Source organism: Stenotrophomonas veracruzanensis (assembly GCF_032911525.1).
Classification (GTDB): domain Bacteria; phylum Pseudomonadota; class Gammaproteobacteria; order Xanthomonadales; family Xanthomonadaceae; genus Stenotrophomonas; species Stenotrophomonas africana.
On the sequence record NZ_JAWJTI010000001.1, the window covers coordinates 108,294 to 134,295 of the forward strand.

General features: G+C 67.8%; 23 protein-coding genes, 1 pseudogene and 2 riboswitches. Of the genes and pseudogenes, 12 read left to right on the forward strand and 12 right to left on the reverse strand.

What is annotated here, in order from left to right; genetic code table 11:
• Positions 1-50 precede the first annotated feature (50 nt).
• Positions 51-154: riboswitch (glycine riboswitch) on the reverse strand.
• Positions 155-167: 13 nt separating this feature from the next.
• Positions 168-257: riboswitch (glycine riboswitch) on the reverse strand.
• Positions 258-297: 40 nt separating this feature from the next.
• Together R1H25_RS00485 and R1H25_RS00490 are read left to right on the forward strand one after the other, a co-directional pair.
• A complete protein-coding gene (locus R1H25_RS00485) occupies positions 298-573 on the forward strand; it encodes a GIY-YIG nuclease family protein (RefSeq protein WP_012481382.1) in 276 nt (91 codons plus the stop codon).
• 147 nt (positions 574-720) lie between these two features.
• Entirely contained in the window at positions 721-1,152 is a 432-nt protein-coding gene (locus R1H25_RS00490; protein ID WP_317222311.1) for a nuclear transport factor 2 family protein, read from the forward strand.
• An 83-nt stretch (positions 1,153-1,235) separates the two neighbouring features.
• Here the strand turns inward: R1H25_RS00490 and R1H25_RS00495 are convergent, their stop codons facing one another.
• Complete coding sequence (locus R1H25_RS00495) at positions 1,236-2,516, reverse strand: NAD(P)/FAD-dependent oxidoreductase (RefSeq protein ID WP_317222312.1); 1,281 nt, start codon at positions 2,514-2,516, stop codon at positions 1,236-1,238.
• Positions 2,517-2,639: 123 nt separating this feature from the next.
• On the opposite strand from R1H25_RS00495, the pseudogene R1H25_RS00500 reads away from it, so the two are divergent.
• Both R1H25_RS00500 and R1H25_RS00505 read left to right on the forward strand, forming a co-directional pair.
• A pseudogene (locus R1H25_RS00500) lies at positions 2,640-3,416 on the forward strand (NYN domain-containing protein); the annotation flags it as partial.
• Positions 3,417-3,531: 115 nt separating this feature from the next.
• Positions 3,532-4,152 (forward strand): glutathione S-transferase family protein, encoded by a 621-nt coding sequence (locus tag R1H25_RS00505; protein ID WP_046984253.1) that lies wholly within the window; start codon positions 3,532-3,534, stop codon positions 4,150-4,152.
• A gap of 89 nt (positions 4,153-4,241) precedes the next feature.
• Here the strand turns inward: R1H25_RS00505 and R1H25_RS00510 are convergent, their stop codons facing one another.
• Entirely contained in the window at positions 4,242-6,419 is a 2,178-nt protein-coding gene (locus R1H25_RS00510) for a primosomal protein N' (protein ID WP_317222465.1), read from the reverse strand.
• Positions 6,420-6,831: 412 nt separating this feature from the next.
• On the opposite strand from R1H25_RS00510, the gene R1H25_RS00515 reads away from it, so the two are divergent.
• The 4 genes from R1H25_RS00515 (at position 6,832) to sppA (ending at position 12,101) form a co-directional block, all read left to right on the forward strand.
• Positions 6,832-7,836: a hypothetical protein gene (locus R1H25_RS00515; RefSeq protein ID WP_317222314.1), complete on the forward strand. Its 1,005-nt coding sequence runs from the start codon at positions 6,832-6,834 to the stop codon at positions 7,834-7,836.
• A complete protein-coding gene (locus R1H25_RS00520; RefSeq protein ID WP_208042957.1) occupies positions 7,829-8,413 on the forward strand; it encodes a DUF3106 domain-containing protein in 585 nt (194 codons plus the stop codon). Before R1H25_RS00515 ends, R1H25_RS00520 begins: the two co-directional genes overlap by 8 nt.
• Before the next feature lie 284 nt (positions 8,414-8,697).
• Positions 8,698-10,062: an MATE family efflux transporter gene (locus tag R1H25_RS00525; protein WP_317222315.1), complete on the forward strand. Its 1,365-nt coding sequence runs from the start codon at positions 8,698-8,700 to the stop codon at positions 10,060-10,062.
• 116 nt (positions 10,063-10,178) lie between these two features.
• Positions 10,179-12,101: a signal peptide peptidase SppA gene (sppA, locus tag R1H25_RS00530; protein WP_317222316.1), complete on the forward strand. Its 1,923-nt coding sequence runs from the start codon at positions 10,179-10,181 to the stop codon at positions 12,099-12,101.
• Between the two features lie 99 nt (positions 12,102-12,200).
• Here the strand turns inward: sppA and R1H25_RS00535 are convergent, their stop codons facing one another.
• A complete protein-coding gene (locus R1H25_RS00535) occupies positions 12,201-12,413 on the reverse strand; it encodes a hypothetical protein (protein ID WP_049449022.1) in 213 nt (70 codons plus the stop codon).
• Between the two features lie 111 nt (positions 12,414-12,524).
• Here R1H25_RS00535 and R1H25_RS00540 point away from each other — a divergent pair, with 111 nt between their 5' ends.
• A complete protein-coding gene (locus R1H25_RS00540; protein WP_317222317.1) occupies positions 12,525-13,301 on the forward strand; it encodes an SDR family oxidoreductase in 777 nt (258 codons plus the stop codon).
• A gap of 115 nt (positions 13,302-13,416) precedes the next feature.
• Here R1H25_RS00540 and R1H25_RS00545 read toward each other — a convergent pair whose 3' ends face one another.
• The 9 genes from R1H25_RS00545 to R1H25_RS00585 form a co-directional block, all read right to left on the reverse strand.
• Positions 13,417-14,163: a hypothetical protein gene (locus R1H25_RS00545; RefSeq protein WP_317222318.1), complete on the reverse strand. Its 747-nt coding sequence runs from the start codon at positions 14,161-14,163 to the stop codon at positions 13,417-13,419.
• 35 nt (positions 14,164-14,198) lie between these two features.
• Positions 14,199-14,876, reverse strand: coding sequence for a DUF4124 domain-containing protein (locus R1H25_RS00550; RefSeq protein ID WP_317222319.1), 678 nt, complete (start codon positions 14,874-14,876; stop codon positions 14,199-14,201).
• Positions 14,877-14,919: 43 nt separating this feature from the next.
• The gene (locus tag R1H25_RS00555) at positions 14,920-15,510 is read right to left on the reverse strand and encodes a Sua5/YciO/YrdC/YwlC family protein (protein WP_080354943.1); all 591 of its coding nucleotides are present in this window, start codon (positions 15,508-15,510) and stop codon (positions 14,920-14,922) included.
• 85 nt (positions 15,511-15,595) lie between these two features.
• Positions 15,596-18,082, reverse strand: coding sequence for a DNA topoisomerase I (locus R1H25_RS00560; protein WP_317222320.1), 2,487 nt, complete (start codon positions 18,080-18,082; stop codon positions 15,596-15,598).
• A gap of 190 nt (positions 18,083-18,272) precedes the next feature.
• Positions 18,273-19,205, reverse strand: coding sequence for an RDD family protein (locus R1H25_RS00565; protein WP_049449036.1), 933 nt, complete (start codon positions 19,203-19,205; stop codon positions 18,273-18,275).
• A gap of 49 nt (positions 19,206-19,254) precedes the next feature.
• Positions 19,255-20,013 carry a pilin gene (locus R1H25_RS00570; protein WP_317222321.1) on the reverse strand — a complete coding sequence of 253 codons (759 nt, stop codon included), beginning with the start codon at positions 20,011-20,013 and terminating at the stop codon, positions 19,255-19,257.
• 39 nt (positions 20,014-20,052) lie between these two features.
• Entirely contained in the window at positions 20,053-20,526 is a 474-nt protein-coding gene (locus tag R1H25_RS00575) for a DUF494 family protein (RefSeq protein WP_005411195.1), read from the reverse strand.
• Positions 20,527-20,569: 43 nt separating this feature from the next.
• On the reverse strand, positions 20,570-21,697 hold the full coding sequence (dprA, locus tag R1H25_RS00580) for a DNA-processing protein DprA (RefSeq protein ID WP_088480061.1): 1,128 nt from the start codon (positions 21,695-21,697) through the stop codon (positions 20,570-20,572).
• 131 nt (positions 21,698-21,828) lie between these two features.
• Positions 21,829-22,962: a LysM peptidoglycan-binding domain-containing protein gene (locus tag R1H25_RS00585; RefSeq protein WP_317222322.1), complete on the reverse strand. Its 1,134-nt coding sequence runs from the start codon at positions 22,960-22,962 to the stop codon at positions 21,829-21,831.
• A gap of 126 nt (positions 22,963-23,088) precedes the next feature.
• Here R1H25_RS00585 and def point away from each other — a divergent pair, with 126 nt between their 5' ends.
• From def to rsmB, 3 genes are all read left to right on the forward strand, one after another.
• A complete protein-coding gene (gene def, locus R1H25_RS00590) occupies positions 23,089-23,601 on the forward strand; it encodes a peptide deformylase (RefSeq protein ID WP_049449044.1) in 513 nt (170 codons plus the stop codon).
• Between the two features lie 120 nt (positions 23,602-23,721).
• A complete protein-coding gene (gene fmt, locus R1H25_RS00595) occupies positions 23,722-24,645 on the forward strand; it encodes a methionyl-tRNA formyltransferase (RefSeq protein WP_049451463.1) in 924 nt (307 codons plus the stop codon).
• Positions 24,646-24,648: 3 nt separating this feature from the next.
• Complete coding sequence (rsmB, locus tag R1H25_RS00600) at positions 24,649-25,980, forward strand: 16S rRNA (cytosine(967)-C(5))-methyltransferase RsmB (RefSeq protein WP_317222323.1); 1,332 nt, start codon at positions 24,649-24,651, stop codon at positions 25,978-25,980.
• Positions 25,981-26,002 lie beyond the last annotated feature (22 nt).

The following is a 26,002-nucleotide window of genomic DNA, read 5'->3' on the forward strand; positions in this document are numbered from 1 at the left end:
CGCGACCACCGCCACTGCCTGCGCAATGACGGGATGACGACGACCGGTGCCGCTCCCGCTGTCCTTTTGCCTGAGAGTTCAGCGGCATGGGCCGCGTGCCCCTTCGGCGGATCGCCCCGGGCGTGCCCGGTGACCTCTCTCCAGCTCGGCGAGTCGAATGCATGGTTGGTGGGATTCCAGCCCACCGGCCTGAGCGATCATGGGAGCCTGCGCCTTCGGCGGGCGCCAGCGCGGCGCCTCTCTCCTGCATTCGGGCGCCAGTATATCCGCTGCAGTGCAGCACGGCATAATCCGGGCATGGCCCCGTCCCTCCGCCCGTGGTTCCTGTACCTGCTCGAATGCCGCGACGGCAGCTATTACGCCGGCATCAGCACCGACGTGGACGCGCGTTTCGCCGCCCACCAGGCGGGCAAGGGCGCGCGCTACACCCGGGCGAGGCCGCCGCTGCGCGTGCTGGCCGTGCGCGAGTACCCGGATCGGGCCGCCGCCTCGCGGGCCGAGTGGCAACTCAAGCAGCAGCCGCGCGAACGCAAGCTGGCCTGGCTGCAGGCGCCGGATCCTGCGCTTCTGTAGAGCCGAGCCCACGCTCGGTTGTTGTTGCTGCTGCCTGATGGTGAAGCCGAGCATGGGCTCGGCTCTACAGTAGATCCACGCCATGCGTGGATGGGCGCTTCCAGCCATGCCATGATCGCCCCGCGGCCCTCAGCGCTGGAGACCCGGATGTCCACGATCGCCCTGCTGTTCGCTCTCTCCGCAGCAACGAGCCCCGCCGCCGATCCGGCCACGATCGCGGCCATCGAAGCCACCTGCCACGACTACGTCGACGGCCAGCTGGAGGCCGACCCGCAGCGCGTCGCCCGCTCTCTGCACCCGGACCTGGCCAAGCGCGCGGTCCTCGGCGATACACCCGACGAACGCCTGGGCCTGCGCCGCATGTCGAAGGAAGAACTCGTCTCGCTGACGAAGCAGGGCGTGTTGAAGACGCCGAAGGATCAATGGGATCGCCGCTGTACGGTGCTGGACGTGACCGGCAACGCCGCCTCGGTGCGGCTGGAAACCCCGTGGTTCATCGATTACTTCCACATGGGGCGCTTCGGGCAGCGCTGGGTCATCGTCAACGCGCTGTGGTACCCGAAACCGAAGGCGCCGTAGAGCCAAGCCCATGCTCGGCTTCTGCCAATCCGCGCGAAGTACAGCCGGACATGGCTCGGCTCCACAGGAACATGCGTGCAGCCCTAGCGCCTCGGCCGCCGGTCGTCCTGGTCATCGCCGAAGATGATGCGCGCGCTGCGCTGGTAGCTCCAGTACGCGACCGCCCAGTTCAGCAGCACCACGATGCGGTTGCGGAAACCGATCAGGAAGAACACGTGCGCGGCCAGCCAGAACCACCAGGCCAGCACACCGGACAGCTGCAGCTTGCCCAGGTGCACGATCGCGGCCATGCGGCCGATGGTGGCCAGGTTGCCGAAGTCGGCGTACTTGAACGGACCGGGCTCGGTCTTGCCGTGCAGGCGCGCGCGGATCACCTCGGCCACATACTTGCCCATCTGCTTGGCGGCAGGGGCAACGCCAGGCACCGGCTTGCCGTTGGCCTGGTTCAGCGCGGCCAGATCGCCGGCCACGAACAGTTCCGGGTGGCCAGGCAGGGTGAGGTCGGGCTGCACCTGCACGCGTCCAGCGCGGTCCAGCGGCACGTCCAGCGTGCGCGCCAGCGGTGAAGCGGCCACACCGGCGGCCCACACCACCGTGCGTGCCGGCACGAACTGATCGCCGAGCCTGAAGCCCTGGCTGTCGATGTCGCTCACCGGGGTGCCGGTCAGCACTTCCACGCCCAGTTTTTCCAGTTGCCGACGCGCCTTCAACGAAAGCACTTCAGGGAACGAAGACAGTACGCGTGGCCCGGCCTCGACCAGCCGCACTTTCGCACTGGCCGGATCAATGTGGCGGAACTCATTGCGCAGCGTATGGCGCGCGATCTCGGCCAGGGTGCCCGCCAGTTCGACGCCGGTAGGTCCACCGCCAACCACGGCGAAGCTCAGCCATGCGACCTTCTTCTCAGGGTCCGGTTCCGCTTCGGCGCGTTCGAACGCCAGCAGCAGCTTGCGGCGCAGCGCGATGGCATCGTCCAGTGTCTTCAGGCCAGGCGCATCATCGGCCCATTGGTCGTTGCCGAAATAGGCGTGGGTGGCGCCGGTGGCCAGCAGCAGGCTGTCGTAGTCCAGCGTACTGCCATCGGCCATGCGGATCTGCCGGGCCTGCTTGTCGATGGTCACCACTTCGCCGAGGCGGACTTCCACATTGCGCTGGTGGCCGAGGATGTGGCGCAGCGGTGCGGCGATATCCGGAGCGGACAGACCGGCGGTGGCCACCTGGTACAGCAGCGGTTGGAACAGGTGATGGTTGCGGCGGTCGACCAGGGTGATGCGTATGCGCTCGCGGGCCAGGGCACGGGTGGCCCAGAGGCCGGCAAAACCGCCGCCGACAACAACCAGGTGGGGAACGCGCTCGCGACTCATCGACTCACTCCAGTGGGGGCATTGGGGGAAGCGCCTGGCATCTTCGCATGATGGCCGCCTGTCACGTCAGCGCCCGCGTGGATCGGCGATACTCGGGTTCAGGCAACCGCCCGCGAGGAATCCATGAGCGAACCGGAAAAGCGCATCGCCCTGTTGATCGACGCCGACAATGCGCCGGCATCGAAGATCGACGAGGTCCTGGCCGAAGTCGCCCGCTACGGCGTGGCCAACGTGCGCCGCGCCTATGGCAACTGGAAGAGCCCGCGGCTGAAGGGCTGGGAGGCGGTTCTGCACGAATATGCGATCCGCCCGATCCAGCAGTTCGCCTACAGCAAGGGCAAGAATGCTTCGGACATGGCGATGGTGATCGACGCCATGGACCTGCTGTACGCGCGCAATCTCGATGGCTTTGCCATCGTGTCCAGCGATGCCGATTTCACCCCGATGGTGATGCGCCTGCTGACCGATGGTGTGAAGGTGTATGGCTTCGGCGAGAAGAAAACCCCGGAGCCGTTCGTCAACGCGTGCTCGAAGTTCACCTACCTGGAAGCGCTGGGCCAGACCCATGCCAGCGTGCCGGATACCGAACAGGCTTCCAGCGAACAGACATCGAACGAGCCTGTGGCCAACGACGATGCCCGGCCACGCAAGAGCGGTGCGGAAATGCGTAGCGATACCCGGCTGGTGAAGATGCTGCGCCGCGCGGTGTCCTCGGCCGAGGGCGAGGATGGCTGGTCGCATCTGGGGCCGGTTGGCAGCCAGATCGGCAACCAGGCGTCGTTCGATCCGCGCAACTACGGTTACGGCAAGCTCAGTGACCTGCTGGCAGCGATCGGCCTGTTCGAGCTGAAGAAGGACGGAAAGTCGTCCTACGTGCGCGCGCTGCCGAAAAAGAACCGGTAGTGCCGGCCGCTGGCCGGCAGCGCCCAGATACCGGATCCGTATCCGCCACCCACACTCCCCACCCGATCAGGCGTATCGTTGCCGCTCGCATTGCCAGCAAGGAAAAACCCGCATGTTGAAGATCTGGGGTCGCCGCAATTCCAGCAACGTCCGCAAGGTCCTGTGGTGCGCCGAGGAAATCGGGCTGCCGTACGAATCCATCGAAGTTGGTGGCAGCCACGGCGGCACGCAGACGCCGGAGTACCAAGCGATGAATCCCAACAGTCTGGTGCCGGTGATCGAAGACCACGGCCTGCCGCTGTGGGAGTCGAATGCCATCGTGCGCTACCTGAGCGCGCGCTATGCGCTGGGCACGCTGTACGCCGAAGACCCGATGGAACGTGCCCAGGCCGAGAAGTGGATGGACTGGAGCACCTCGCGGATGGCGCCGCTGTACACCGACCTGATCTGGGGCATCATGCGCACCGCCCCGGCCGACCGTGACGAAGCGCGGATCAATGCCGCCATCGTGCGCGCCGGCGACTACCTGGCGATGGCTGATGCCACGCTGGCCAGACAGCCTTGGCTGTCGGGCGAGACGTTCGCGATGGGTGACATTCCGCTGGGCTCGCTGATCTATGCCTGGTTCGAACTGCCGATCCAGCGCCCGGAACTGCCGCACCTGGCCGACTGGTACGCGCGCCTGCGCGAGCGGCCGGCCTACCAGCGCGGCGTGATGTCGCCGCTGACGTAAGCGGCAGGGCCGTTGGTAGAGTCGAGCTTGCTCGACTGCTTCTGCATGAGGCAGTCGAGCAAGCTCGACTCTACGCAGCACCGACCGGATCAATACAGGTCCGTCGGATCCACATCCAGCGACCAGCGCACCTTGCGTGCTTCCGGCAGCGCGTACAGCTGCGGTACCAACTGCGAAAGCACCCCATGCAGCGGCGGCCGCTGCAGCGCAGACAGCAGCAGCTGGGTGCGCTGGTAACCGGCGCGCCGCGGCATCGGCGCCGGCATCGGCCCGTAGGCCTCCACCACGTCCTGCTCGCCCAGCAGCTGCCGCGCCGCCAGCAGGAACGCATTGGCATGCTCCACCTGCTGTGCCTCGGCGCGCATCAGTGCCAGGTGCGCGAAGGGGGGGAATCCGGCGGCCTGGCGCTGGTTCAACTCGGCCTGCGCGAACGGGTGGTAGCCACCGCTCACCAGGGTTTCCAGCAACGGGTGCCCGGGGTGATGGGTCTGCAGCCAGACCTCACCAGGATCACGTGCACGTCCCGCGCGTCCTGCGACCTGGATCAGCTGCTGTGCCAGTTTTTCGCTGGCGCGGAAGTCGGCCGAGAACAGGCCCTCATCGATGCCAACCACCACCACCAGGGTCAGCTTGGGCAGGTCGTGGCCTTTGGCCAGGATCTGCGTGCCGACAAGGATGCCGGGCTGGTCGCCCAGTTTCGCCAGCTGCTGTTCCAGCGCGTCACGTCGCGAGGTGGTGCCGCGGTCGATGCGCACCACCGGGAAATCTGCGAAGGCACTGACCAGATGTTCTTCCAGTCGTTCGGTGCCGATACCCTGCGGCTGCAGCGCAAGGCTGCCACAGGCCGGGCAGGCCAGCGGTGCCGGTTGCCGCGCGCCGCAGTGATGGCACTGCAGGCGTCGGCCGCCGCCATGCACGGTCATCGGTGCATCGCAGCGGTTGCACGGTGCGGTCCAGCCACAGTCGTGGCACAGCAGCACCGGCGCGTAACCGCGGCGGTTCTTGAACACCAGCACCTGCTGGCCACGCTGCAGGTGTTCGCCGATACCGGCCAGCACGTCGGCCGAAAGGCCATCGTGCAGCGGCCGCTTGCGCACATCGAGGATGCGCACGCGTGGCGGCCGTGCATCACCGGCACGCTGCTTCAGGCGCAGGTGGGTGTAGCGCCCGGCATAGGCGTTGTGCAGCGTTTCCAGCGAAGGGGTAGCACTGCCGAGCAGCACCGGGATGCCGAGTGCCTTGGCGCGCACCAGAGCGAAATCGCGCGCGTGATAGCGGATGCCGTCCTGCTGCTTGTAGCTGCCGTCGTGTTCCTCGTCGACGATCAGCAGGCCGGCTTGCGGCAATGGCGTGAACACCGCCGAGCGGGTGCCGACGATGACCCGTGCCTCGCCACGTGAGGCCGCCGCCCAGACGCGCGCGCGCTCGTTGTCGTTCAACCCCGAGTGCAGCGCGTGCACAGCGATGCCGAGGCGGCCGCGGAAGCGTGCCAGGGTCTGCGGGGTCAGGCCGATTTCCGGCACCAGCACCAATGCCTGCTTGCCCTGCGCCAGGCAATGGATGATCGCCTGCAGGTAGACCTCGGTCTTGCCGCTGCCGGTCACGCCATCCAGCAGGAAGGGATGGAAGCCTTCGCCGGCGTTGATCGCGGCCACCGCCTCGGCCTGGTCCGGGTTGAGCGTTGGTCCGGGCAGTGGCTGCGCATGTTGCGGTGCCACCGTCAGCGCCACGCGCTCGGCCAGATCACGCTTGGCCAGGCTGCGAGCGGCGGTGCGCCAGTCCTGCATGCGTTCGCCCAGCACATCCTCATCCACCACGGCCTCGGCCAGCAGTTCGGCCAACTGCCGCGGGCGGCTGCCGGCGCGCAGCTTCTCGCGCTGGGCATGGCCTTCGGGTGTCAGCTGCCAGCCCCAGTGGTGGGTGTCGGGCAGGGTCTCGCCATGGCGCAGCGGGCCGGGCAGGGCGGTGCTCAGCACCTCGCCCAGCGGTGCGTGGGTGTAACGCGCCAGCCACTGCAGGCTCTGCCACAGCTCACCCTGCAGCAGCGGCTGCGGATCGCACCAGGCCAGCGCCTGGCGCAGGCCCTGACCGTCGTCGGCCTGGCCGTGGCCGACCACCACGCCGACCAGTTCGCGGTTGCCGAACGGCACCTTCACACGGCAGCCGACCGCCGCCGTGGGGGCCTCGCCCTCCGGCGACAGGTAGTCGAACAGGCGGGGCAGGGGGACGGGGAGGGCGACCTGCAGGGTCGGAATCGGTGAAAGCATCGGGCCAGTGTAACGGCCCATGCGCGCGCGAATGGCAGGAGCGGGTGTGGCCGGGCGATGCCCGTTGAAGCATAAATGTCACCTAAATATCGGAGTCCATTGGAGATTCAGTCTTATCCACATGTTCTGTGGATAACGTTGTGTGTTAACCGCCAGCGGAAACGCAGAAGGCCGATAGCGACGGCCTCATGCTCGGGTTGGTCAAAAAATAGCCACATGGTAAAAGCTTTCAAAATCAACAGGTTAAGTGTGAAACAAAGCTGAAACAGAGTGAATTCAGCTGGATGCCCCAGTTTTCCGCAGTCGGGTCTTGGTGCTGTGCACAACCTGCAGCACGAAGTGCCTGCTGGCGCAAGTCCTACGGGCGCCGATTGCCTGCCGCTATCATGCGGGCAGACCTTTGGAGTGACCGATGACGGCTGTGCCCGCCCCTGTTTCCTCGACCGCGGCCGGCGCGCTGTCGGCGTTCCTGCGAGGCGTTGAACGCCGCGCCCTGGTGGTGGCTGAACTGCAGTGCGGCGATGCTGCCCGCGCCGAGCAGACCCTGGTGGCGGTGATGCGCGCGTTTGCGGCAGTCGCCAGTGACCTGCCGATGGCGCAGTGGCCGACCCGCTTCTGGACCCTGCTGGGCCAGCGCCAGGTAATGCGCGAACCGGTGGGCGGTCAGTGGGCGCCGCCGTTGGCTGCGCTGGGCGAGATGGGATCGCTGCCGCGCCTGGCGCTGCTGCTGCGTGTGGGCGGCAGCCTGGATGAAGGCATCGCGATGCGCGTGCTCGACCAGGATGAGGCCGGCTACCAGCACCTGCTGGCCGACGCCTGCCCGCGCGATGCGCACGGCCAGCCCGATGCCTCGGCTTGGCGCCAGCTGGCCGAACAGGTGCAGGCGCGTATACGCGACCTGCCGGCCAAGCGCCTGCAGCAGCTGCAGCAACCCGCCGCGCCGGCTGCCAACAATGAAACCCCGACCGCCAGCTGGCGTGCACCACAGCGCGATGAGCGTGCGCCCGCCAGCGGCAAGCGCCGTCGTACGAATGCCAAGCCGCGCTGGCGCGGCCCACTGATCCTGCTGGTCACGGTGGCGGTACTGCTGGCCGCCGCGCTGGGCTGGCGCTACTGGCAGGGGCATTCGTTCGGCAGCGATGCCCTGTTGCCGGAAGGCGTGGTGGGTGAAGCGGGGCCGGTCACGGTGGAAGCACTGCCGCCAAGCAAGGTCAACGCCACGCCGGACGCGACCCCTGCGCAGGCCACGGACGACGCCACGATGCTGGCCGATCGTGACTATCCGCTGGTGGCCGATGCCGATCTGTATGCGTGGACGGCGGCCGGTGGTCCGCTGCCGGTGGACGAATCGCAATCCAAGCCAAGCCGGCCCGAGCCGGCCAGCGCCACGCTGGAAACCGCCGCTGCCGATGAATAAGACCCTGTTCGCCAGCCTGCTGCTGGCCCTGCCGTTGTCGCTGTCCGCCGCGCCGCAGACCTTGAACGTACCGCTGCCGCCGCCAGTGCCGGGGAGTTCGCCGGCGGCCCCGGTCCCGGCCTCCACAAGCACGACGCCGGCTGCGTTCACCCAGCTCGACGCCCCGCAGCAACGCCAGCGTCGCGCCGACTACGCGGCCTGGCGCGCCCTGCCCGAGAGCGAACGCGAGCGGATCCGTCAGGCCGCTGCGCGATTCAACGCACTGCCGGCCGAGCAGCAGCAACGGCTGCGTCAGCAGTTCCAGGCGCAGGACCAGGCATTCCGCGAAGGCTGGCGGCTGGGCCCGCAGCTGGGCCTGGAATTCCCCAAGCTGCACGGCCTGTTCGGCTTCGTGCCGCCGGAACAGCGCGAGGCCGCGCTGGCCGTGCTGCGCCAGCTCAGCCCGGCGCAGCTGGCCCAGCTCACCCTGGTCGCGCAACGCACACCACCGCAGGAACGCGACACCGTGCGCAGCGCGTTCCTCGCCGTGCCGCCCGCCGAGCGCGACACCTGGCTCAAGCGCCAGGCGGGGCAGTAAACCGGAAGGCGTAACGGCGACGGGGTAGCGTCGACTGTTGGTCGACTGCTCTTCATACAGAACCGCGAAAACCTCGCGCTGCGCGCGGAAGTCGACTGACAGTCGACTCTACAGGGCGGGCGTTTTCCCCCGGTAACGCGATCGCAACACGTGATGCCGGGGCCTGCCGGAACCCAGCATTCACGCCATGTCATGGGAATGCGCGCGCTGCACGCGTAAGATGGCGGCCCGCAACCCGGTGCCTGTGCCCTTCGCGCGCAACCGCAGTTCGCGTCAAGCACCTTATGTCTACTGCAACCTCCACGCCGCGCTTCAGCAAGGAAGTCGGCGCCACCGGTCTGCTCGCCCTGCCGCTTGTGCTCGGGCATGTGTCCACCGGTCTGATCTCCTTCGTCGACAACGTCATTGCCGGCCACCATGCCACCGCGACCCTGGCCGCGGTGACCATCGGCACGGCGCTGTTGTGGCTGCCGATGCTGATCCCGATCGGCACCCTGATCTCGCTCACCGCCTCGGTGTCGCAGCTGCATGGCGCCGGCCGCGAGCGCGAGATCGGCCCGCTGTTCCGCCAGGCACTGTGGCTGGCGTTGGGCCTTGGCCTGATCATGTTCACCTTCCTCACCGTGGTGCCGCCGCTGCTGCCGGCATTCGGCATCGCACCGGACATCGTGCCAGGGGCGACCGCGTTCCTGCATGCGGTGCGTTGGGGCGGCCCGGCGCTGACCCTGTACTTCTGCATGCGCTATCTGAGCGAGGGCATGCACTGGACGCTGCCGACCATGCTGCTCGGCTTCGGCGGCCTGCTGGTGCTGGCGCCGATGGGCTACGTGCTGGCCAACGGCAAGCTCGGCTTCCCGGAAATGGGCGCCGAGGGCCTGGGCATCGCCTCGGCGGTGATGATGTGGCTGCAGGCGATCGCCTTCGCCACCTACCTGTGGTTCACCAAGCGCTTCGCCCACCTACAGCTGTTCTCGCACTTCGAAGGACCGCGCTGGTCGGCGATCTGGGATCTGCTGCGCACCGGCCTGCCGATCGGCATTACCGTGCTGATGGAGGGCGGCCTGTTCATCGTCACCGCGCTGCTGATCGGGCGCCTCGGTGCCAACGAAGCTGCCGCGCACCAGATCGCGATCAACGTCGCCCAGCTGTGCTTCATGATTCCGATGGGCGTGGCCGAGGCCACCACCGTGCGCGTCGGCCATGCGGTCGGCCGTGGCGATGGCTTCGGTGTACGGCGTGCGGCCTGGGCCGGCTACGCGATCATCATGGGCACCCAGACGCTCTCGGCGGCGGTACTGCTGTTCGGCCACGATGCGATCGTCAGTGTCTACACCAACGACCTGGCGGTGGCCGGCCTGGCCTCCACCCTGCTGCTGTACGCGGCCACCTTCCAGTTCCCGGATGGCATCCAGGTGCTGTCGGCCGGCGCGCTGCGCGGCCTGAAGGACACCCGGGTGCCAATGTTCATCGCCATGTTCGCGTACTGGGGCCTGGGCATGCCGCTCGGCGCCGGGCTCGGCCTGGGGTTGGGCATGGGCCCGCAGGGCATGTGGATCGGCCTGATCGTCGGCCTGACCGCCGCCGCCATCCTGATGGGCTGGCGCCTGCGCCGCAGCAGCCTGCGCGTCGGCCAGTCGATGTTGTCCTGATCCGTCCCGCCCGCCATGCCGACCCATGGCGGGCGATCCCCTGACTTGTGTCCGATGCCGCATCACGCGGCACCGGCTATGCTGGCACCACGGCAAGAAGCCATCCGGAGCGTTCCATGAATCAACCCGTGCCCCCGCTGCCCCCGGCGCGTCGCAACCCCGTCGCCAGTTTCTTCATCGGGCTGTGGGACGTCATGAACTTCACCCGCAGGTTGATCCTCAACCTGGTGTTCTTCGGCCTGCTGTTCCTGCTGCTGGTGATGTTCGTCATTGCCGCCGGCATGGGCGCCGGTGCCAGCAAGTCGCTGCAGGACCGCACCACCCTGGTGATCGCACCGGAAGGCCGCCTGGTCGAGCAGTTCAGCGCCGATCCGGTCAGCCGCGCGCTGGCCAAGGCGGTAGGTGACAACGGCGCCGAAGAGATACAGTTGCGTGACCTGCTGCGGGTGATCGAGTCGGCCAAGGAAGACAAGAAGATCGAGCGCGTGGTGCTGGAGCTGGACAAGCTGCAGCCGTCCGGCTTCGCCTCGCTGCGTGAAGTGGCCGCCGCGCTGCAGGATCTGCGCGCCTCCGGCAAGCAGCTGGTGGCCTACAGCGAGAGCATGGGCCAGTCGCAGTACCTGCTGGCCGCGCAGGCCGACGAGGTCTACCTGGACCCGATGGGTTCGGTCGTGCTCGAAGGACTGGGCCGCTATCGCCAGTACTTCCGCACCGGCCTGCAGGACAAGCTGGGCGTGGACGTGCACCTGTTCAAGGTGGGCGAGTACAAGTCCGCGGCCGAGCCGTACGTGCTCGACGCCGCCTCGCCGGCCTCCAAGGAAGCCGACCTGTTCTGGATGAACGACGTGTGGCAGCGCTACCTGGGCGACATCGCCAAGGCCCGTCGCCTGGACCCGGCACAGCTGGCCGCCGGCATCGACACGCTGCCGGAAGGCATCGCCGCTGCCGGTGGCGACCTGGCCAAGTTCGCCCTGCAGCAGAAACTGGTGACCGCGCTGAAGACCCGCGAGGAATTCGAGGATCTGATGATCGAGCGCGGCGTGGCCGACGAGGATGCCGATGGCGGTTTCCGCAACGTCGACTTCGGCACCTACCTGGGCCAGCTCGATGCGCGCCGCAACCCGGTCGACAACCGTCCGCAGGTAGCGGTGGTGGTGGCCGCCGGCGAAATCAGCGGCGGCGATCTCCCGGCCGGCCGCATCGGTGGCGAATCGACCTCGGCGCTGCTGCGTGCTGCGCGTGACGACGAGAACGTGAAGTCGGTGGTGCTGCGCGTCAATTCGCCGGGTGGTGAAGTGTTCGCCTCCGAGCAGATCCGTCGCGAAGTGGTGGCCCTGCAGGCCGCCGGCAAGCCGGTGGTGGTGTCGATGGGCGACCTGGCGGCCTCCGGTGGCTACTGGATCAGCATGAATGCCGATCGCATCTATGCCGATCCGTCGACCATCACCGGTTCGATCGGCATCTTCGGCATGGTGCCGAACTTCAGCCGCGCGCTGGACAAGATCGGCGTGCATACCGATGGTGTCGGCACCACCCGTTTCGCGGGTGCCTTCGATGTCACCCGTCCGATGGATCCGGCGGTGGGCCAGGTCATCCAGACGGTGATCAACAAGGGATACGCCGACTTCACCGGTCGCGTCGCCGACGCCCGCAAGAAGCCGGTCGAGGCTGTCGACGAAGTGGCCCGTGGCCGCGTGTGGAGCGGTGCACAGGCCAAGGAACGTGGCCTGGTCGACGCCTTCGGTGGCCTGAAGGATGCTGTGGCCGATGCCGCCAGTCGCGCCAAGCTCGGCAAGGCCGATGCCTACCGCGTGCGCTACATCGAGAAGGCAGCCACGCCGTTCGCGCAGTTCGTCAGCGGGTTCGCTGGCAGCCGCGCCGGTGCCTGGATGCTGTCCGATTCGGGCATGGCGCGGATGATGCTGGCACGCACGATGCCGGAAGTGGACACTCAGTTGCGCTTCGTCGAGAACGCGGCCCGCGAAAAGGGCAATGGCGCACCGGTGAAGGCGTTGGCGTACTGCTTCTGCGGGTTCTGAACGGCAACGGTAACGAATGAAAACGCCCGGCCTTGGCCGGGCGTTTTCGTTCATGGGGCCGGATCCCTCTGCAGCGCAAACGGGCTCTGACCCCACAGGTCACTGCGTCGCTTCGGCCTCGGCCTTGCGCTCACGCGCAGCGGCATCGTCCACGGTTTTCTGCACGCCCTTGGCGCGGTCCAGCGGCTCATGCATCGCGCGCGCCATCGCCTGAGGTGCCGGTGGCTTCTCCGGGTTCGGCGTCGGCGGCCGCTGGCAGCCCGCCAGCAGCAGGCTGGCCAGCACGGATGTGGACAGGATCAGGATGCGCATGGCGGCTCTCCGCGGTGGGCGTACGGGCAGTGTCGCATCCCCGGCAGGGCGCCGCCGTGAGCGCGTATCCTTGCGGCATCGAAACGCAGTGGGCACGGCCCCGGAGGACACATGACCCAGCAACGGTGGCGCCTGGACGGCCAGACGGCCCTGATCACCGGCGCCAGCGCCGGCATCGGCCTGGCCATCGCGCATGAACTGGCGGGGCTCGGTGCCGACCTGATGATCGTCGGCCGCGATATCGACATGCTGGAGACTGCGCGCGACGAACTGCTGGATGTGTATCCGCAGATGCAGGTGAATGCGCTGGCCGCCGATGTTTCCGACGACGAGGACCGCCGCCAGATCCTGGACTGGGTGGAGGACCACAGCGATGGCCTGCACATCCTGGTCAACAATGCCGGCGGCAACGTCACCAAGGCGGCAACGGAGTACTCCGAGGACGAATGGCGGCAGATCTTCGAGACCAACCTGTTCTCGGCGTTCGAGCTGTCGCGCTACGCGCATCCGCTGCTGGCCCGCCACGCGTCGTCGTCCATCGTCAACGTCGGCAGCGTGTCCGGCCTGACCCACGTGCGCAGCGGTGTGGTCTACGGCATGACCAAGGCGGCGATGCATCAGATGACCCGCAACCTGGCAGTGGAGTGGGCCGAGGATGGCATCCGGGTCAATGCGGTGGCGCCGTGGTACATCCGCACGCGGCGCACGTCCGGCCCGTTGTCGGACCCGGATTACTACGAGGAAGTGATCAACCGCACGCCGATGCGCCGCATTGGCGAGCCGGAGGAAGTGGCCGCGGCCGTCGGCTTCCTGTGCCTGCCGGCGGCCAGCTATGTCACCGGCGAGTGCATCGCGGTGGATGGGGGTTTCCTGCGCTACGGGTTCTGATCGCTCTGCTGTAGAGCCGAGCCCATGCTCGGCTGCATTCCGCCAACGGCAGCCGAGCATGGCTCGGCTCTACAACAGATCCACCCCATGGGCAGGTGCGGCCATGCCGCCGCCGTCACCCCGGCACCGGGCAGTTGCTGGCCTCCAGCACGCCCTGCAGCCGCTCGCGTTCACCACGCGCGGTACCGCGGTTCTCCGGCGCGGCAAAGCGCTCACGGCCGCGGGCATCGCGGAAGCGCTGCTGCCAACCACCGCAACGCTGCGCTTCGGGAAGCGCTTCGCAGTGGTCGCGCACCACTTCACAGCTGGCAGCATTCACCGGCGTCACTCCACCCAGGCCCTGTACCGTCATCAGCTCGCAGCGGCCGGGCGCGGCCTCGTACTCGTACAGGTAGCCGCCACCCTGGCTGTCGGTGCACTGGAAGATCGGAGGAAGCGGCGGCTTCGGTGGACTTTCACCAGCGGTGGTGCGGGCCTCGGCATCGCGGCGCAGCATCGCGCTGTCGAGGATCTGGTCGTCTCCCTCGTGTTCGACCATGCCTGCCTCCATGATCGTGCGTCCTTCGTCCGCGCGTCGTGGTTTCGCTGGCGCCGCAGGGGCGACGGCAGGTCCGGCCGGCACCGGCGCGGGTGTTTCGACGGGGGCGGGTGCAGGGTCGGCGGTCACCGGTGCAGCGGCCGCCGGCTGCGTGTTGGCCGGGTCGGGTATGCGCAGCAGCTGCTGCTTGCTGCCGGTGGGGCACGGCGTGCGCTGCAGGGTGGGGACGTCACTGCTGCTGGAGGTACAGCGGTAGATCACGCCCTCTTCGGCCAACGTGCTTGCGGGCAGCAGCACCAGGAGCAGCCAGATCACTCGGTTCATGCGCACAGCGTACAGGCTGCGACGGCGTGCTGCGCTCAGCGTTCGCAATCGCGCGACAGGCGCGCATCGATGCCGCGCTGTTCGTTGCTGATGGCGGTGCGTTCGCTCTGCAGTGCGCTGTTGTAGCGCCGGTCAAGTTCCCAGCGACGGTCGCGCAGGCGCGCGCAGACTTCCTGCGGCGGCAACGCATGGCAGCTGTCGCGGACCAGCACGCTGCCGGCCGGAACCTGCACGCCCATGCCGATCGAAGGGGGGCGATAACCTGCGCCTTCGCCGATCGGCGTGCCGATGGCCGGGCGTGGTCCAGGGTAGGCCGGGCCACGATGACCGTGTGGCAGCCAGACGCTGGTCCACAACGGTACCCAACGCGGATTGCCTTCGTTGTTGTCGCTGGTATAGCGTTGGCCGTCTTCGCTCACGCACTCGTACATCGGCTGCGGCGGCTGGATGTAGACGTGGCGGACTTCGCGCTCGCGGATGACCGGGGTTTCGCTGGGCGGCGGAGGCGTGGCATCACTGCGCACCACGCGTGGAGCGGGATCGCGCGGGCGCTGCAGGTCGCGCACCTGCTGGCGGCCGCTGTTGCAGGGCGTGTCCTGCAGGGCAACGGCCCCGTTGCTGGCAACGCAGCGGTACACCCGCACGTCGTCGGCGGCGGGCGCCGCCCACGGCAGCAGCAGGCACAGGCTGAGGGTGGCGCGCAGCAGGGTCATGGCGGCAGGGTGCGTGATTGTCCGCAGCAGCGCAATCGCCGGCTCAGGAGCGCAGCACGTTGCCGCTGAGCGCGTCGCGGATCGGGGTGGGTTGGGCCAGGCCACCGGTCTGCCCATCGAGGATGCCGTCGAGCAGGCGTAGCAGGCGCGGGTCCAGCTCTTCGCGGCTGCGTGCCGGTGGTTCTCCGGCCAGGTTGGCGCTGGTGGAGACCAGCGGCCCGCCCCAGGCGCGGCAGAGTTCGGCCACCAGCGGGTGCGCGCTGATGCGTACCGCGATACCACTGTGTTCACCGGTGACCCAGGGCTGCGCGCGCGGGCCGGCGGGAAGGATCCAGGTGTTTGCGCCGGGCCAGCTGGCCAGCACGGCGCGTTGGCGGGCGTCGGGCAGCGCCTGCAGGCGCACCCAGCCTTCCAGCTGCGCCAGTTCGGCCGCGACCAGGATCATACCTTTCTCGATCGGGCGCTGCTTCAGCCGCAGCACCATGTGCACCGCCGCTTCGTGCGAGGGATCACAGCCCAGGCCCCAGACCGCTTCGGTGGGGTAGGCGATCACGCCGCCCGCGCGGAGCGTGGCGACAGCAGAGTCCAGGGTGAGTTCTTTCATGGCGGCGACCGGCCCGGCGTGGGCCTCCATTATCTCCCTGCTGCGTGCAGAAGGGGTGGTGGGTGCGGACCGTTGGTCCGCACACCTTGCCACCTCACCCACGCGTGGCGTGGATCTACTTCTTTGCAGCGGCCTTCTTCGCCGGGGCCTTCTTCGCGGCAGCTTTCTTCACCGCTTTCTTGGCCGGGGCCTTCTTGGCAGGCGCTTTCTTTGCAGCGGCCTTCTTCGGCGCGGCTTCCTTCTTCACCGCCGCCTTCTTGGCCGGTGCCTTCTTCGCAGCGGCTTTCTTGGCGCCGAAGCCCTTGCGCACCGGCTTGCCGGTTTCTTCCATCAGCTGTTGCACTTCGGCCAGGGTCAGCGATGCCGGTTCGCGATCCTTGGGGATCTTGCCGTTCATCTTGCCATCGCTGATGTACGGGCCGAAGCGGCCGTTCAGCACCTGGATGTCGCTGCCCTCGAACTCCTTGATGATCCGGTTGCGCGCGATCTCTTCCTTCTCTTCGATCAGGAACACGGCGCGGGCCAGGTCGATGGTGTACGGGTCGTCTTCCTTCTTCAGCGAGGCATAGGTGCTGCCACGCTTGGCGAACGGGCCGAAGCGACCAATGCCGACGCTGACCGGCTCGCCGTTGTCCTCGCCCAGCGCGCGCGGCATCAGGAACAGTTCCAGCGCGTCTTCCAGCGAGATGGTGTGCATCGACTGCCCAGGGCGCAGCGAGGCGAACTTGGGCTTCTCCTCGGCGTCCTCGGCGGTGCTGCCGATGGCCGCGTAGGGCCCGAAGCGGCCCAGCCGCACGCTGACCGGCTTGCCGGTCTTCGGGTCGGTGCCGAGCTCGCGCGCGCCACTGGCCTCGGCACGGTCGACCGATTCCTTCTTGTCTTCCACCAGCTCCTTGAACGGCTCCCAGAAGCGGGCCATCAGCGGGATCCACTCTTCTTCGCCACGCGAGACGGCGTCGAGCTCGTCTTCGAGCTTGGCGGTGAAGTCGTAGTCCACGTACCGGGTGAAGTGGCTGGACAGGAACTTGGACACCGCACGGCCGACGTCGGACGGGCGGAAGCTGCGGCCTTCCATTTCCACGTACTTGCGGAACAGCAGGGTCTGGATGATGGAGGCGTAGGTCGAGGGACGGCCGATGCCGTACTCTTCCAGCGCCTTCACCAGCGCCGCTTCGGTGTAGCGCGGCGGCGGCTGGGTGAAATGCTGTTCGGCCTGGATGCGTTCCAGCGGCACGCGGTCGCCGGGCTTCATCGCCGGCAGCTTGCGGCCTTCGTCCTCGTCCTCGGCGCTCTTGTTGTCCTTGCCTTCTTCGTACACGGCCAGGAAGCCGGGCACCACCACGGTGGTGCCGCTGGCACGGAACACGTGTTCGCTGCCGGCGGAGAGGTCGACGCTGACGGTGTTGAGCGTGGCCGGAATCATCTGGCAGGCCACCGCGCGCTTCCAGATCAGCTCGTACAGCTTGCGCTCGTCATCGGTCAGGTAGCGCGCGACCTGCGCAGGCGTGCGCAGCGCCGAGGTCGGCCGCACCGCTTCGTGCGCTTCCTGGGCGTTCTTCGACTTGGTCTGGTAGGTGTTCGGCTGGTCCGGCAGCGAGGCGATGCCGTAGTCGCGGGCGATCACATCGCGGATCTCGGCCAGCGCGTCCTGCGACAGGTTCACCGAGTCGGTACGCATGTACGAGATCAGGCCGACGGTGCCTTCGTCGCCAATCGCCACGCCTTCATACAGCTTCTGTGCCACCTGCATGGTCTTGCGGGTGGTGAAGCCGAGCTTGCGCGAGGCTTCCTGCTGCAGGGTGGAAGTGGTGAACGGCGGCGCCGGGCGGCGCTTGCGCTCCTTGCTGGCCACGTCGGTGACGTGCAGCGAACCCTGCGCGGCCTGCTGGATGCGCATGCGCGCCGCTTCAGCGGTGTCGCCATCGGTGATGGTGAACTGCTCGAACTTCTGCCCGTCCAGCTTGATCAGCTTGGCGTTGAAGTGCTGCGACGGGTGCGCGCACTCGGCGGCGATCGACCAGTACTCGCGGGCGATGAAGGCTTCGATCTCTTCCTCGCGCTCGACGATCATGCGCAGCGCCGGGCTCTGCACGCGGCCGGCGGACAGGCCGCGCTGGACCTTGCGCCACAACACCGGCGACAGGTTGAAGCCGACCAGGTAGTCCAGCGCGCGGCGTGCCTGCTGGGCATCGACCAGGTCACTGGCGATCGCGCGCGGCTGGCTGATCGCTTCCTTGATGGCGCGCGGGGTGATCTCGGTGAACACCACGCGCTGCATCGGCTTGTCCTTGACCAGCCCGCGTTCCTTCAGGATCTCGGCGATATGCCAGCTGATCGCTTCACCCTCGCGATCCGGGTCGGTCGCCAGCAGGATGTCGTCGGCGCCCTTGGCGGCCTTGGCGATCGCATCGACGTGTTTCTCGTTCTTGTCGATCACGTCGTAGTGCATGGCGAACCCGTTGTCCGGGTCGACCGCGCCTTCCTTCGGAATCAGGTCACGCACATGCCCATACGAGGCCAGGACCGTGTAGTCCTTGCCGAGGTATTTGTTGATCGTCTTGGCCTTGGCCGGCGATTCGACGATGAGCAGGTGCTTGGGCATGTCGGGAAGGTCTGTGGGCGAACCGGAGGAAGGGGCCGCTAGGGTGGAGCAAACGGCCGCATTAGTGAAGCGGCCACGGGCAAATCCATAAACTGAACGCCCGGTAATGTGCCGGGCGTTCAGTTTCACCTTATTAGAGGAATCACGCCCGGACAGCCCGTGTCAAGCAGCGAGGCGTGAGGATGGCCGTTCAGGAGGCCATCTTGGCGATGAAGCCGACTGCGAACACCAGCAGGGCCAGGCCCACCAGCGACAGCAGGCCGGTCAGCACCAGCACCAGCACGGTGACCGTTCCCAGCTCCCGGCGCTGCAGCTGCGGCTGGTCGGTGTAGGCCCAGCGGTCGACCACCAGGGTGTCGCAGATCATGTCGTGCAGGCCCTGCTTGCGCTCGGTGAACGCCGCCATCAGGAAGCCGATGCCGAGGGTGAAGCTGCTCAGCAGCATGGCCCAGTAGCGACCAAATGCGCGGGCCTTGGTCAGGCGTTCGCCATTGCTGCGCACGACCTTGATGCCGACCGCCATCTTGCCCAGCGTGGCACCGCCCTTCGAGGCATGGAACCAGGTGTAGTACGCCATGCCGATGGCGAAGTTGATCAGCGCGCTGGACAGCTGGGCGACCACTTCGATGGCCGATTCGCCGCTGCCTATCGCGCCCATGCTGGCGCCGAGCACCACGCCGAGGATGGCGCCGATGATGCTGCCGGGGATGACCAGCACGAAGTAGTCGATCATGTAGGCGGCCACGCGCTTCCAGAAGCCCGCGTAGACCACTTCGCCACCCATCACCGGCTGGGCATGGCCTGCGGCACCGGCCGCTGCCGGGGCGCTGTAGGGCGAGCTGCTGAGCGCGCCGGTGCCCGGCAGGGGGGCGCTGCCGTTGTCGATGGCGGCATAGTCGCCACGCAGGTCGAAGCCGCCGCTGCTGGTGGCCGTGCTGGCGTCGGCCAGCGTCTGCAGTCCGAGTTCGTCGACCACCTGGCGCAGCGCAGCCCACTGCGCCATGCCTTCGCGCCAGACCAAGGTGTCCAGGTTCAGTTGGCCGCGCTGGAAGCGCTGGCGGATCTCCTGGACCGGCAGCGGGCCCTGGCGTTGCTGTCCTTCGGCGTAGTACCACTCAGTCATTGCATGTTCCCTGTTGGGTCGTCCTTGGAGGTGCCGGTGCGCGCGCGGTTCAGCCGCGGCACGACGGCGGCAGGTACTTGTCGTCGCTTTCGCCGCTGCATTCCCAACGGCCGCTGTCGCGATCGTATTCCAGCCACAACAGGTCGCCATCGGGTTTCTTGCCGGGTACGGCCAGGGTGGCCTCGATGCCGCAGTGGCCGTTGTTGAAGCGGCCGATGTTCACCGCCGACAGGCCGGCCTGGGTGAAGTCGCCCGGGGCCGGGAAGCCGGCGTCGTTGGCACCGGGGCACCGGCCTTCGTCATCGGCGAAGTGCTGCACCTGGTCCTTCAACGGCTGCAGTGCGGTCACGGCGCCGGCGACCTTGGCGCGCACGGTGTAGTCGTTGTAGGCAGGCAGCGCGATGGCGGCCAGGATGGCCACGATCGGTACCAGCACCAACAGCAGGCCGCCGCCGATGATGGCGGTCAGGGCACAGCCGGACAGCTTCTTCTTCGGGGGCGGCAGGGCGGTGGCCGATGCACTGGTGGTGTAGGGCGTGGATGGCGGCAGCATCGGCGGCTGCGGCGGAGGCGGAGCCACCGGTTCCGGTTCGGGCTCGGGTTCCACGGGGGGGGCGGCAGCGTCCAGCGCCGGCACGATCAGGCCGAGTTCGTCGACCACGGTGCGCAACGGCTGCCATTGCGGCAGGCCGTCGCGCCAGACCAGGGTGTCCAGGGAGATCTGGTTGTTGCGGAACAACTCGACCAACTGTTCCGCCGGCAGCGGACCCTGCTGCCGGTTGCCTTCTGCATGGAACCACTCGCTCACGGGGACGCTCCTGAATGCGCTATGCCCCCAAGTGTACGGTCAGTGCAGGGGTTCTGGCTCGTCCATGAACATCTGCGTCTCCATCCAGGCATACGCCGCCTCGGAGCCGGGCTGGTTGAACAGCACCATCAGGACGACCCACTTCAGGTCGTCCAGGTCCAGTTCGTCCTGGTCCAGGGCCATCGCCCGGTCCAGCACCAGTTCACGCTGGTCGGCGTCGAGGATGCCGTGCTGTTCCAGGTACAGCAGGAAACCGCGGCATTCCACGTCCAGCTTGTCCAGCTCGGGGCCGTGGTAGACGCGCACGGGGCCATCGACCCGCGCCTGGGCCACGCTCGGCCGCTGCGCGGCCAGGGCATCGAGCCAGTCGAATGCCTTGTTGATCTCGGTTGGGCTGAAACCGGCCTGGATCAGGCCGTTCTGGAGCGAATCGCGGTCACGGATCAGGTCCGCATCTTCGCTGAAATAGTGTTCAAACAGGTACAGCAGTACATCCAGGATGCTCTCTTTCATTGCCCCTCGGCCTGCGTCGCGCGACGCTGTGGAGGTGAAGAAACTAGGGAGTTCGACAGTAGCGGCCGTGTACGCACACCACGATTCCCGCCAGTTCCATGGCCAGCAGCATGGAGGACACCTGGGGCGCCGTCAATCCACAGCGTGTGATCAGTGAATCCATACCGCTTGGGTTGTGGTCCAGGGCCCGCCACAAGCACTGGTAGTCAGGGTCGTCGGCCCAGCGCGCCGGCAGGAGTACCGGCGGTGCCTGTTCAGTGGGGGTGGCCAACCGTGATTGCAAGCCCGGCAGCTGCTGGCGAAGGGCGGGGGCCAGCAGTTCAAGGACCTCCTCCGGGCGCTCGACCAGTGCAGCACCCTCACGGATCAGCCGATGGCAGCCCGCCGCGCGTGGATTGAGTACCGAGCCGGGCAGGGCGCAGACCTCGCGGCCGGCCTCGGCAGCCAGGCGTGCGGTGATCAGGGCACCCGAGCGCTGGGCGGCCTCGACCACCACCGTCGCCAGCGCCAACCCGGCCACCAGCCGGTTGCGGGCGGGGAAGTGGCCGGGGCGTGCCGGCGTTCCGGGCAGGTACTCGCTGAGCACCGCGCCATCGGTGGCGATCCGGGCTTGCAGCCGTGCGTGGCCGTCCGGGTAGGCACGGTCCGGGCCGGTGCCGATGACCGCCACGGTGCAGCCACCGGCGTCCAGCGTGGCCTGATGCGCGGCCGCGTCGATGCCCGCCGCCAGGCCACTGGTAACCGCCAGCCCGGCTTCGACGAAGCAGCCGGCAAAGCGCGCGGCCAGCGCGCGTCCGCCCGGCGTCGGCGAGCGGCTGCCGACCAGCGCCACCGACGGGCGCCAGGCCAGACTGGGGTCGCCGGCGATGAACAGCGCCAGGGGTGGGTTGGGGACATCCTGCAGGGGCGGAGGGAATGCCGGATCGGTAAAGGCCAGCAGGTGCTGGTTGTCGTCTTCCAGCCAGCGCCGTGCCACCGCCCAGGCCCGGGCATCCGGGCGTTCCAGTGCGGCGCACTGCTCTGGCGTACAGCCGTGCGCGCGCCAGTTCGCGGCGCCCTGCGCGATGGCGATCTCCGCGCTGCCTGCGGCCTGCAGCAGGGCCCGCCGGGGCGCCAGCGCGCCGCCTGCCATCAACAGGCGCAGCAGCGCCTCGTCAGCTTGGTTGGTCATCCCCCCACTATCGGGCGCATACAACAAAGGCGCCCTAGGGCGCCTTCGCATGCGGCTGTCAGACTTTGCCGGAGATGCCTGCCGGCCAGCGGCCGGCACGACCTGCGGTGGTCGGGGCAGCCCGGCAACCGTTACTTCGCGTCCGGATGCAGTGCGTTGTAACCCACGCGCACCGGCTTCACGCCCTGCATCACCAGTGCGTAGCTGACGTTGTCGAAGGTGCGGAACACCATCGCGTGCGCGGCGTACTCATCCGGCAGCGCAACCCGGCCCACGTTGCCGCTGAGGGCATCGTCCATACGCGACGAGGTCGGGTACTTCATGCGGTCCGTCACATGGCGGCCCGGCCGCCACAGCGAGAACACGGTGCCATTGTCCACGCCCTGGGCGCGCCCTGCCGAGATCGCGATCACGTCGCGCGGGCCACCGGCAGTGAACATGTCGGTCACCGCCAGCACGCGCACGTCGACGCCCTCGACGCTGGCCGCCGGTACATGCGGCACGAACTGCAGGTCGTACGGACGGGCCTCGACCGGCACGAGGCGGTCGCCGGCACGCACTTCACGGCCGCCCAGGTCCTTGTCCAGCGCCAGCGTGGAGGCCTCGACCTTGCCGCCAGCGACCCGGGTGATGGTGCCTGTGGCGACCTGGGCCAGCTCGTAGCCGAGCACGCCGCGGCGCGCGTTGGGCGCGTTGTAGGCTTTCCAGAGGTTGCCACTGCCCGGCGTGACATCGCCGTTTGCGGTCAGGTCTTCGGTCGGCTTGGGCTGGGCATAGCGCACGGTCGGGCGCACCACGGCCCAGCGCTGGCCCAGCTGGGCATCGGCCAGGCGCACATAGGCGGTGTTGCCGCCGGTAACGCGCAGGCGTTCCTCTTCCAGGCCGACAACGGCGGGCAGCTGCTCGATGCTGTCGACCACGCTCAGCTGCTTCAGGAACGGCTCGACCTGGGCCAGCGGAATGGCGTCGATCGGGGCCTCCTGGCGCGGGCCGGGCTGGGCCGCCACGGTGACCCGGTCCAGATAGGCCAGGCTGAGCACGTCACCGGGATAGATCAGGTGCGGATTGGCGATCTGCGGATTGGCCTGCCAGATCTCCGGCCACAGCCACGGCTTCTGCAGGAAACGTGCGGCGATATCCCACAACGTATCCCCTTTTCGGACCACATAGGTGTCCGGGTGCCCGCCATTCACTTCCACGGCGGTAGCATAGGCAGCCACGGTCAGCATCGCCGCGGCGACGACCGTACGAAAACGAAGCAACATAGGTGTGAAGCCCTGATTCCCCAACAGGTCCGCGCACTATAGTCCAGAAACCGGGGCGCAAGGCAAGCGTTGGAGCTAGAATCTGCGACGTATGCCGGCGTGCCGGCCCCCTATCCGGAAACAGCCATGGCCCTTCTCCCCATTCTCGAGTTCCCCGATCCGCGCCTGCGTACCAAGGCTGCGTTGATCGAAGCTGCCGAAGTCACCACGCCGGCCTTCCAGGAACTGATCGACAACATGTTCCTGACCATGTACGACGCCCCGGGCATCGGCCTGGCCGCCACCCAGGTGGACGTGCACAAGCGCTTCATGGTCATCGACGTCAGCGAAGAAAAGAATGAACCGCATGTGTTCATCAACCCGGAAATCGTCGCCAGGGACGGGGGCCGGGTGTACCAGGAAGGCTGCCTGTCGGTTCCGGGCATCTTCGCCGACGTGACCCGTGCCGATACCATCACCGTGAAGTACCTGGACCGCAATGGCCAGGAACAGCAGCTGGAAGCCGGCGAAGTGCTGGCCACCTGCATCCAGCACGAGATGGATCACCTGGACGGCAAGCTGTTCATCGACTATCTGTCGCCGCTCAAGCGCGAGATGGTGCGCAAGAAGCTGGCCAAGCAGCGCAAGCACGTGGCGTGATCGCCAATCCGGGCCGCCCTTCGGGTGGCCCGCGCCTGCGCGGCACGCGCGGGCTGTACGGCGCCGGCCGACGGCGCCGTTTTCTTTCCTGCACGAATCCATCCTGCAAGTGGGGTAGCCATGAGGATTGTCTTTGCCGGTACGCCGGAATTCGCGGTGTCATCGCTGCGCGCGGCTGCGCGCCATCATGAGGTCGTGGCCGTCTACACCCAGCCTGATCGTCCGGCCGGGCGTGGCCGTGGCCTGGCGCCGTCGCCGGTCAAGCTGGAAGCGGTGGCCCGTGGCATCCCGGTCTACCAGCCCGAGTCGCTGAAGGACGAGGCGGCCCAGCAGCAGCTTCGCGACCTGCAGCCGGACCTGATGGTGGTGGTGGCCTACGGCCTGATCCTGCCCAAGGCGGTGCTGGCCATTCCGACCCACGGCTGCTGGAATGTGCATGCCTCGCTGCTGCCGCGCTGGCGCGGTGCCGCGCCGATCCAGCGTGCGATCCAGGCCGGCGATGCGAAAACCGGCGTCTGCCTCATGCAGATGGAGGCCGGATTGGATACCGGCCCGGTGCTGCTGCACCAGGAACTGCCGATCGCTGCCACCGATACCGGTGGCCAGCTGCACGACAAGCTGGCGGAACTGGGAGCGCAGGTGCTGTCCGATGGTCTGGGCCTGCTGCGTGCCGGCATCAAGCCGATCGCGCGGCCGCAGCCGGAACAGGGCGTGACCTACGCGCACAAGCTGGACAAGGCCGAAGCGAAGCTGGACTGGGCGCAGGACGCGGGCGCGCTGGCGCGCACCGTGCGCGCCTTCAATCCGTGGCCGATCGCCGAGGCGACGCTGGCCGGCGAACGCGTGCGCATCCATGGCGCGGTGGCGCTGGAGGCGGACCACGGCCAGGCACCGGGTACGGTGCTGGCCGCCAGCCGTGATGGCATCGACATCGCCTGTGGCCAAGGCGCATTGCGCCTGCGCGTGCTGCAGCGTGAAGGCGGCAAGGCGATCACCGCCGCCGATTACCTCAACGCTCGCCGCGACCTGCGCGTGGGAGCATAAGCGGTGTCGAAGCAGAACGATTTCTCCGTCGCCAAGGCGGCACCGGGCGCGGCCACACGCATGCTGGCCGCACGTGTACTGGCACAGGTGTTCACCCGTGGCCGTTCGTTGAAGGCTGAACTGGCCTGGGCGCTGCCGAAGCTGGCCGACAGCCGCGACCGCGCGCTGCTGGAAGCCCTGTGTTTTGCCGTCCTGCGCCGTCGCAGCACCTACGACGCCGCGCTGCAGTCGTGGATGCAGAAGCCGTTGTCGGCGCGTGACGCCGATCTGCGCACGCTGCTGATGGTCGGCTTCGCGCAGCTGGACGTGCTGGAGCTGCCGGCGCATGCGGCGTTGTCGGCCACGGTCGATGCGGCGCGCGCGCTGGGTCGTGAGCGCCAGGCAGGCCTAGTCAACGCGATCCTGCGCCGTGCGCAGCGCGAAGGTTTCCCCGAGCAGCCCGCACGCGATGCCTTCCCGGAATGGCTGGCCGATGCGATTGAGCGCGATTGGCCGGCGCAGGCCGAGGCGATCTTCAACGCCAGCCTTCAGCCGGCACCGTTGTGGCTGCGTGCGAACCGCCAGCACGGTGGCCGCGACAAGGCACTGGCCGCGCTGGCCGAGGCGGGCATTGCTGCCGAAGCCAGTGCGCTCTGCGCCGATGCGTTGCGCTTGGCGGCTCCCGTTGCCGTGAACCAGCTGCCCGGCTTTGCCGACGGTGCGCTGTCGGTGCAGGACCTCTCGGCGCAATGCGCGGCCGATGCGCTGGCACCGGCGGCCGGTGCACGCGTGCTGGATGCCTGTGCGGCGCCTGGCGGCAAGTCGGCGCACCTGCTTGAGCGTGACCCCAGCCTGCGCTTGCTGGCGCTGGATATCGACGCGCGACGGCTGGCCCGTGCACGCGACAGCTACACGCGTACCGGGGTGGGGGAGCATGCACAGACGCTGGTTGCTGATGCCAGTGACCCCGGGTCATGGTGGGATGGCGTGCCGTTCGACGCGATCCTGCTGGATGCACCTTGTTCAGCCACCGGTGTGATCCGTCGTCAGCCGGATGTGATGTTCCACCGCCGTGCCGAAGACATCGATGCGCTGGTCGGTGTGCAGGCGCGCCTGCTGGAAGCCTGCTGGTCGATGCTGCGCCCAGGCGGCGTGCTGCTGTATGCGACCTGCTCGATCCTGCGTGCCGAGAACATCGATCAGGTGCGCGCGTTCCTGAAGTGGCATCCGGACGCCGTGGCGCAGCCGTTGGGCGACGCATTCGGCGTGGATTGCGAAGGTGTGGCACGCCAGCGACTGCCGGGTGACAACGATGCTGACGGTTTCTTCTATGCGCGTCTGATAAAAGCAGCCTGACCCCTGCTGCCGTTTCGAGTCC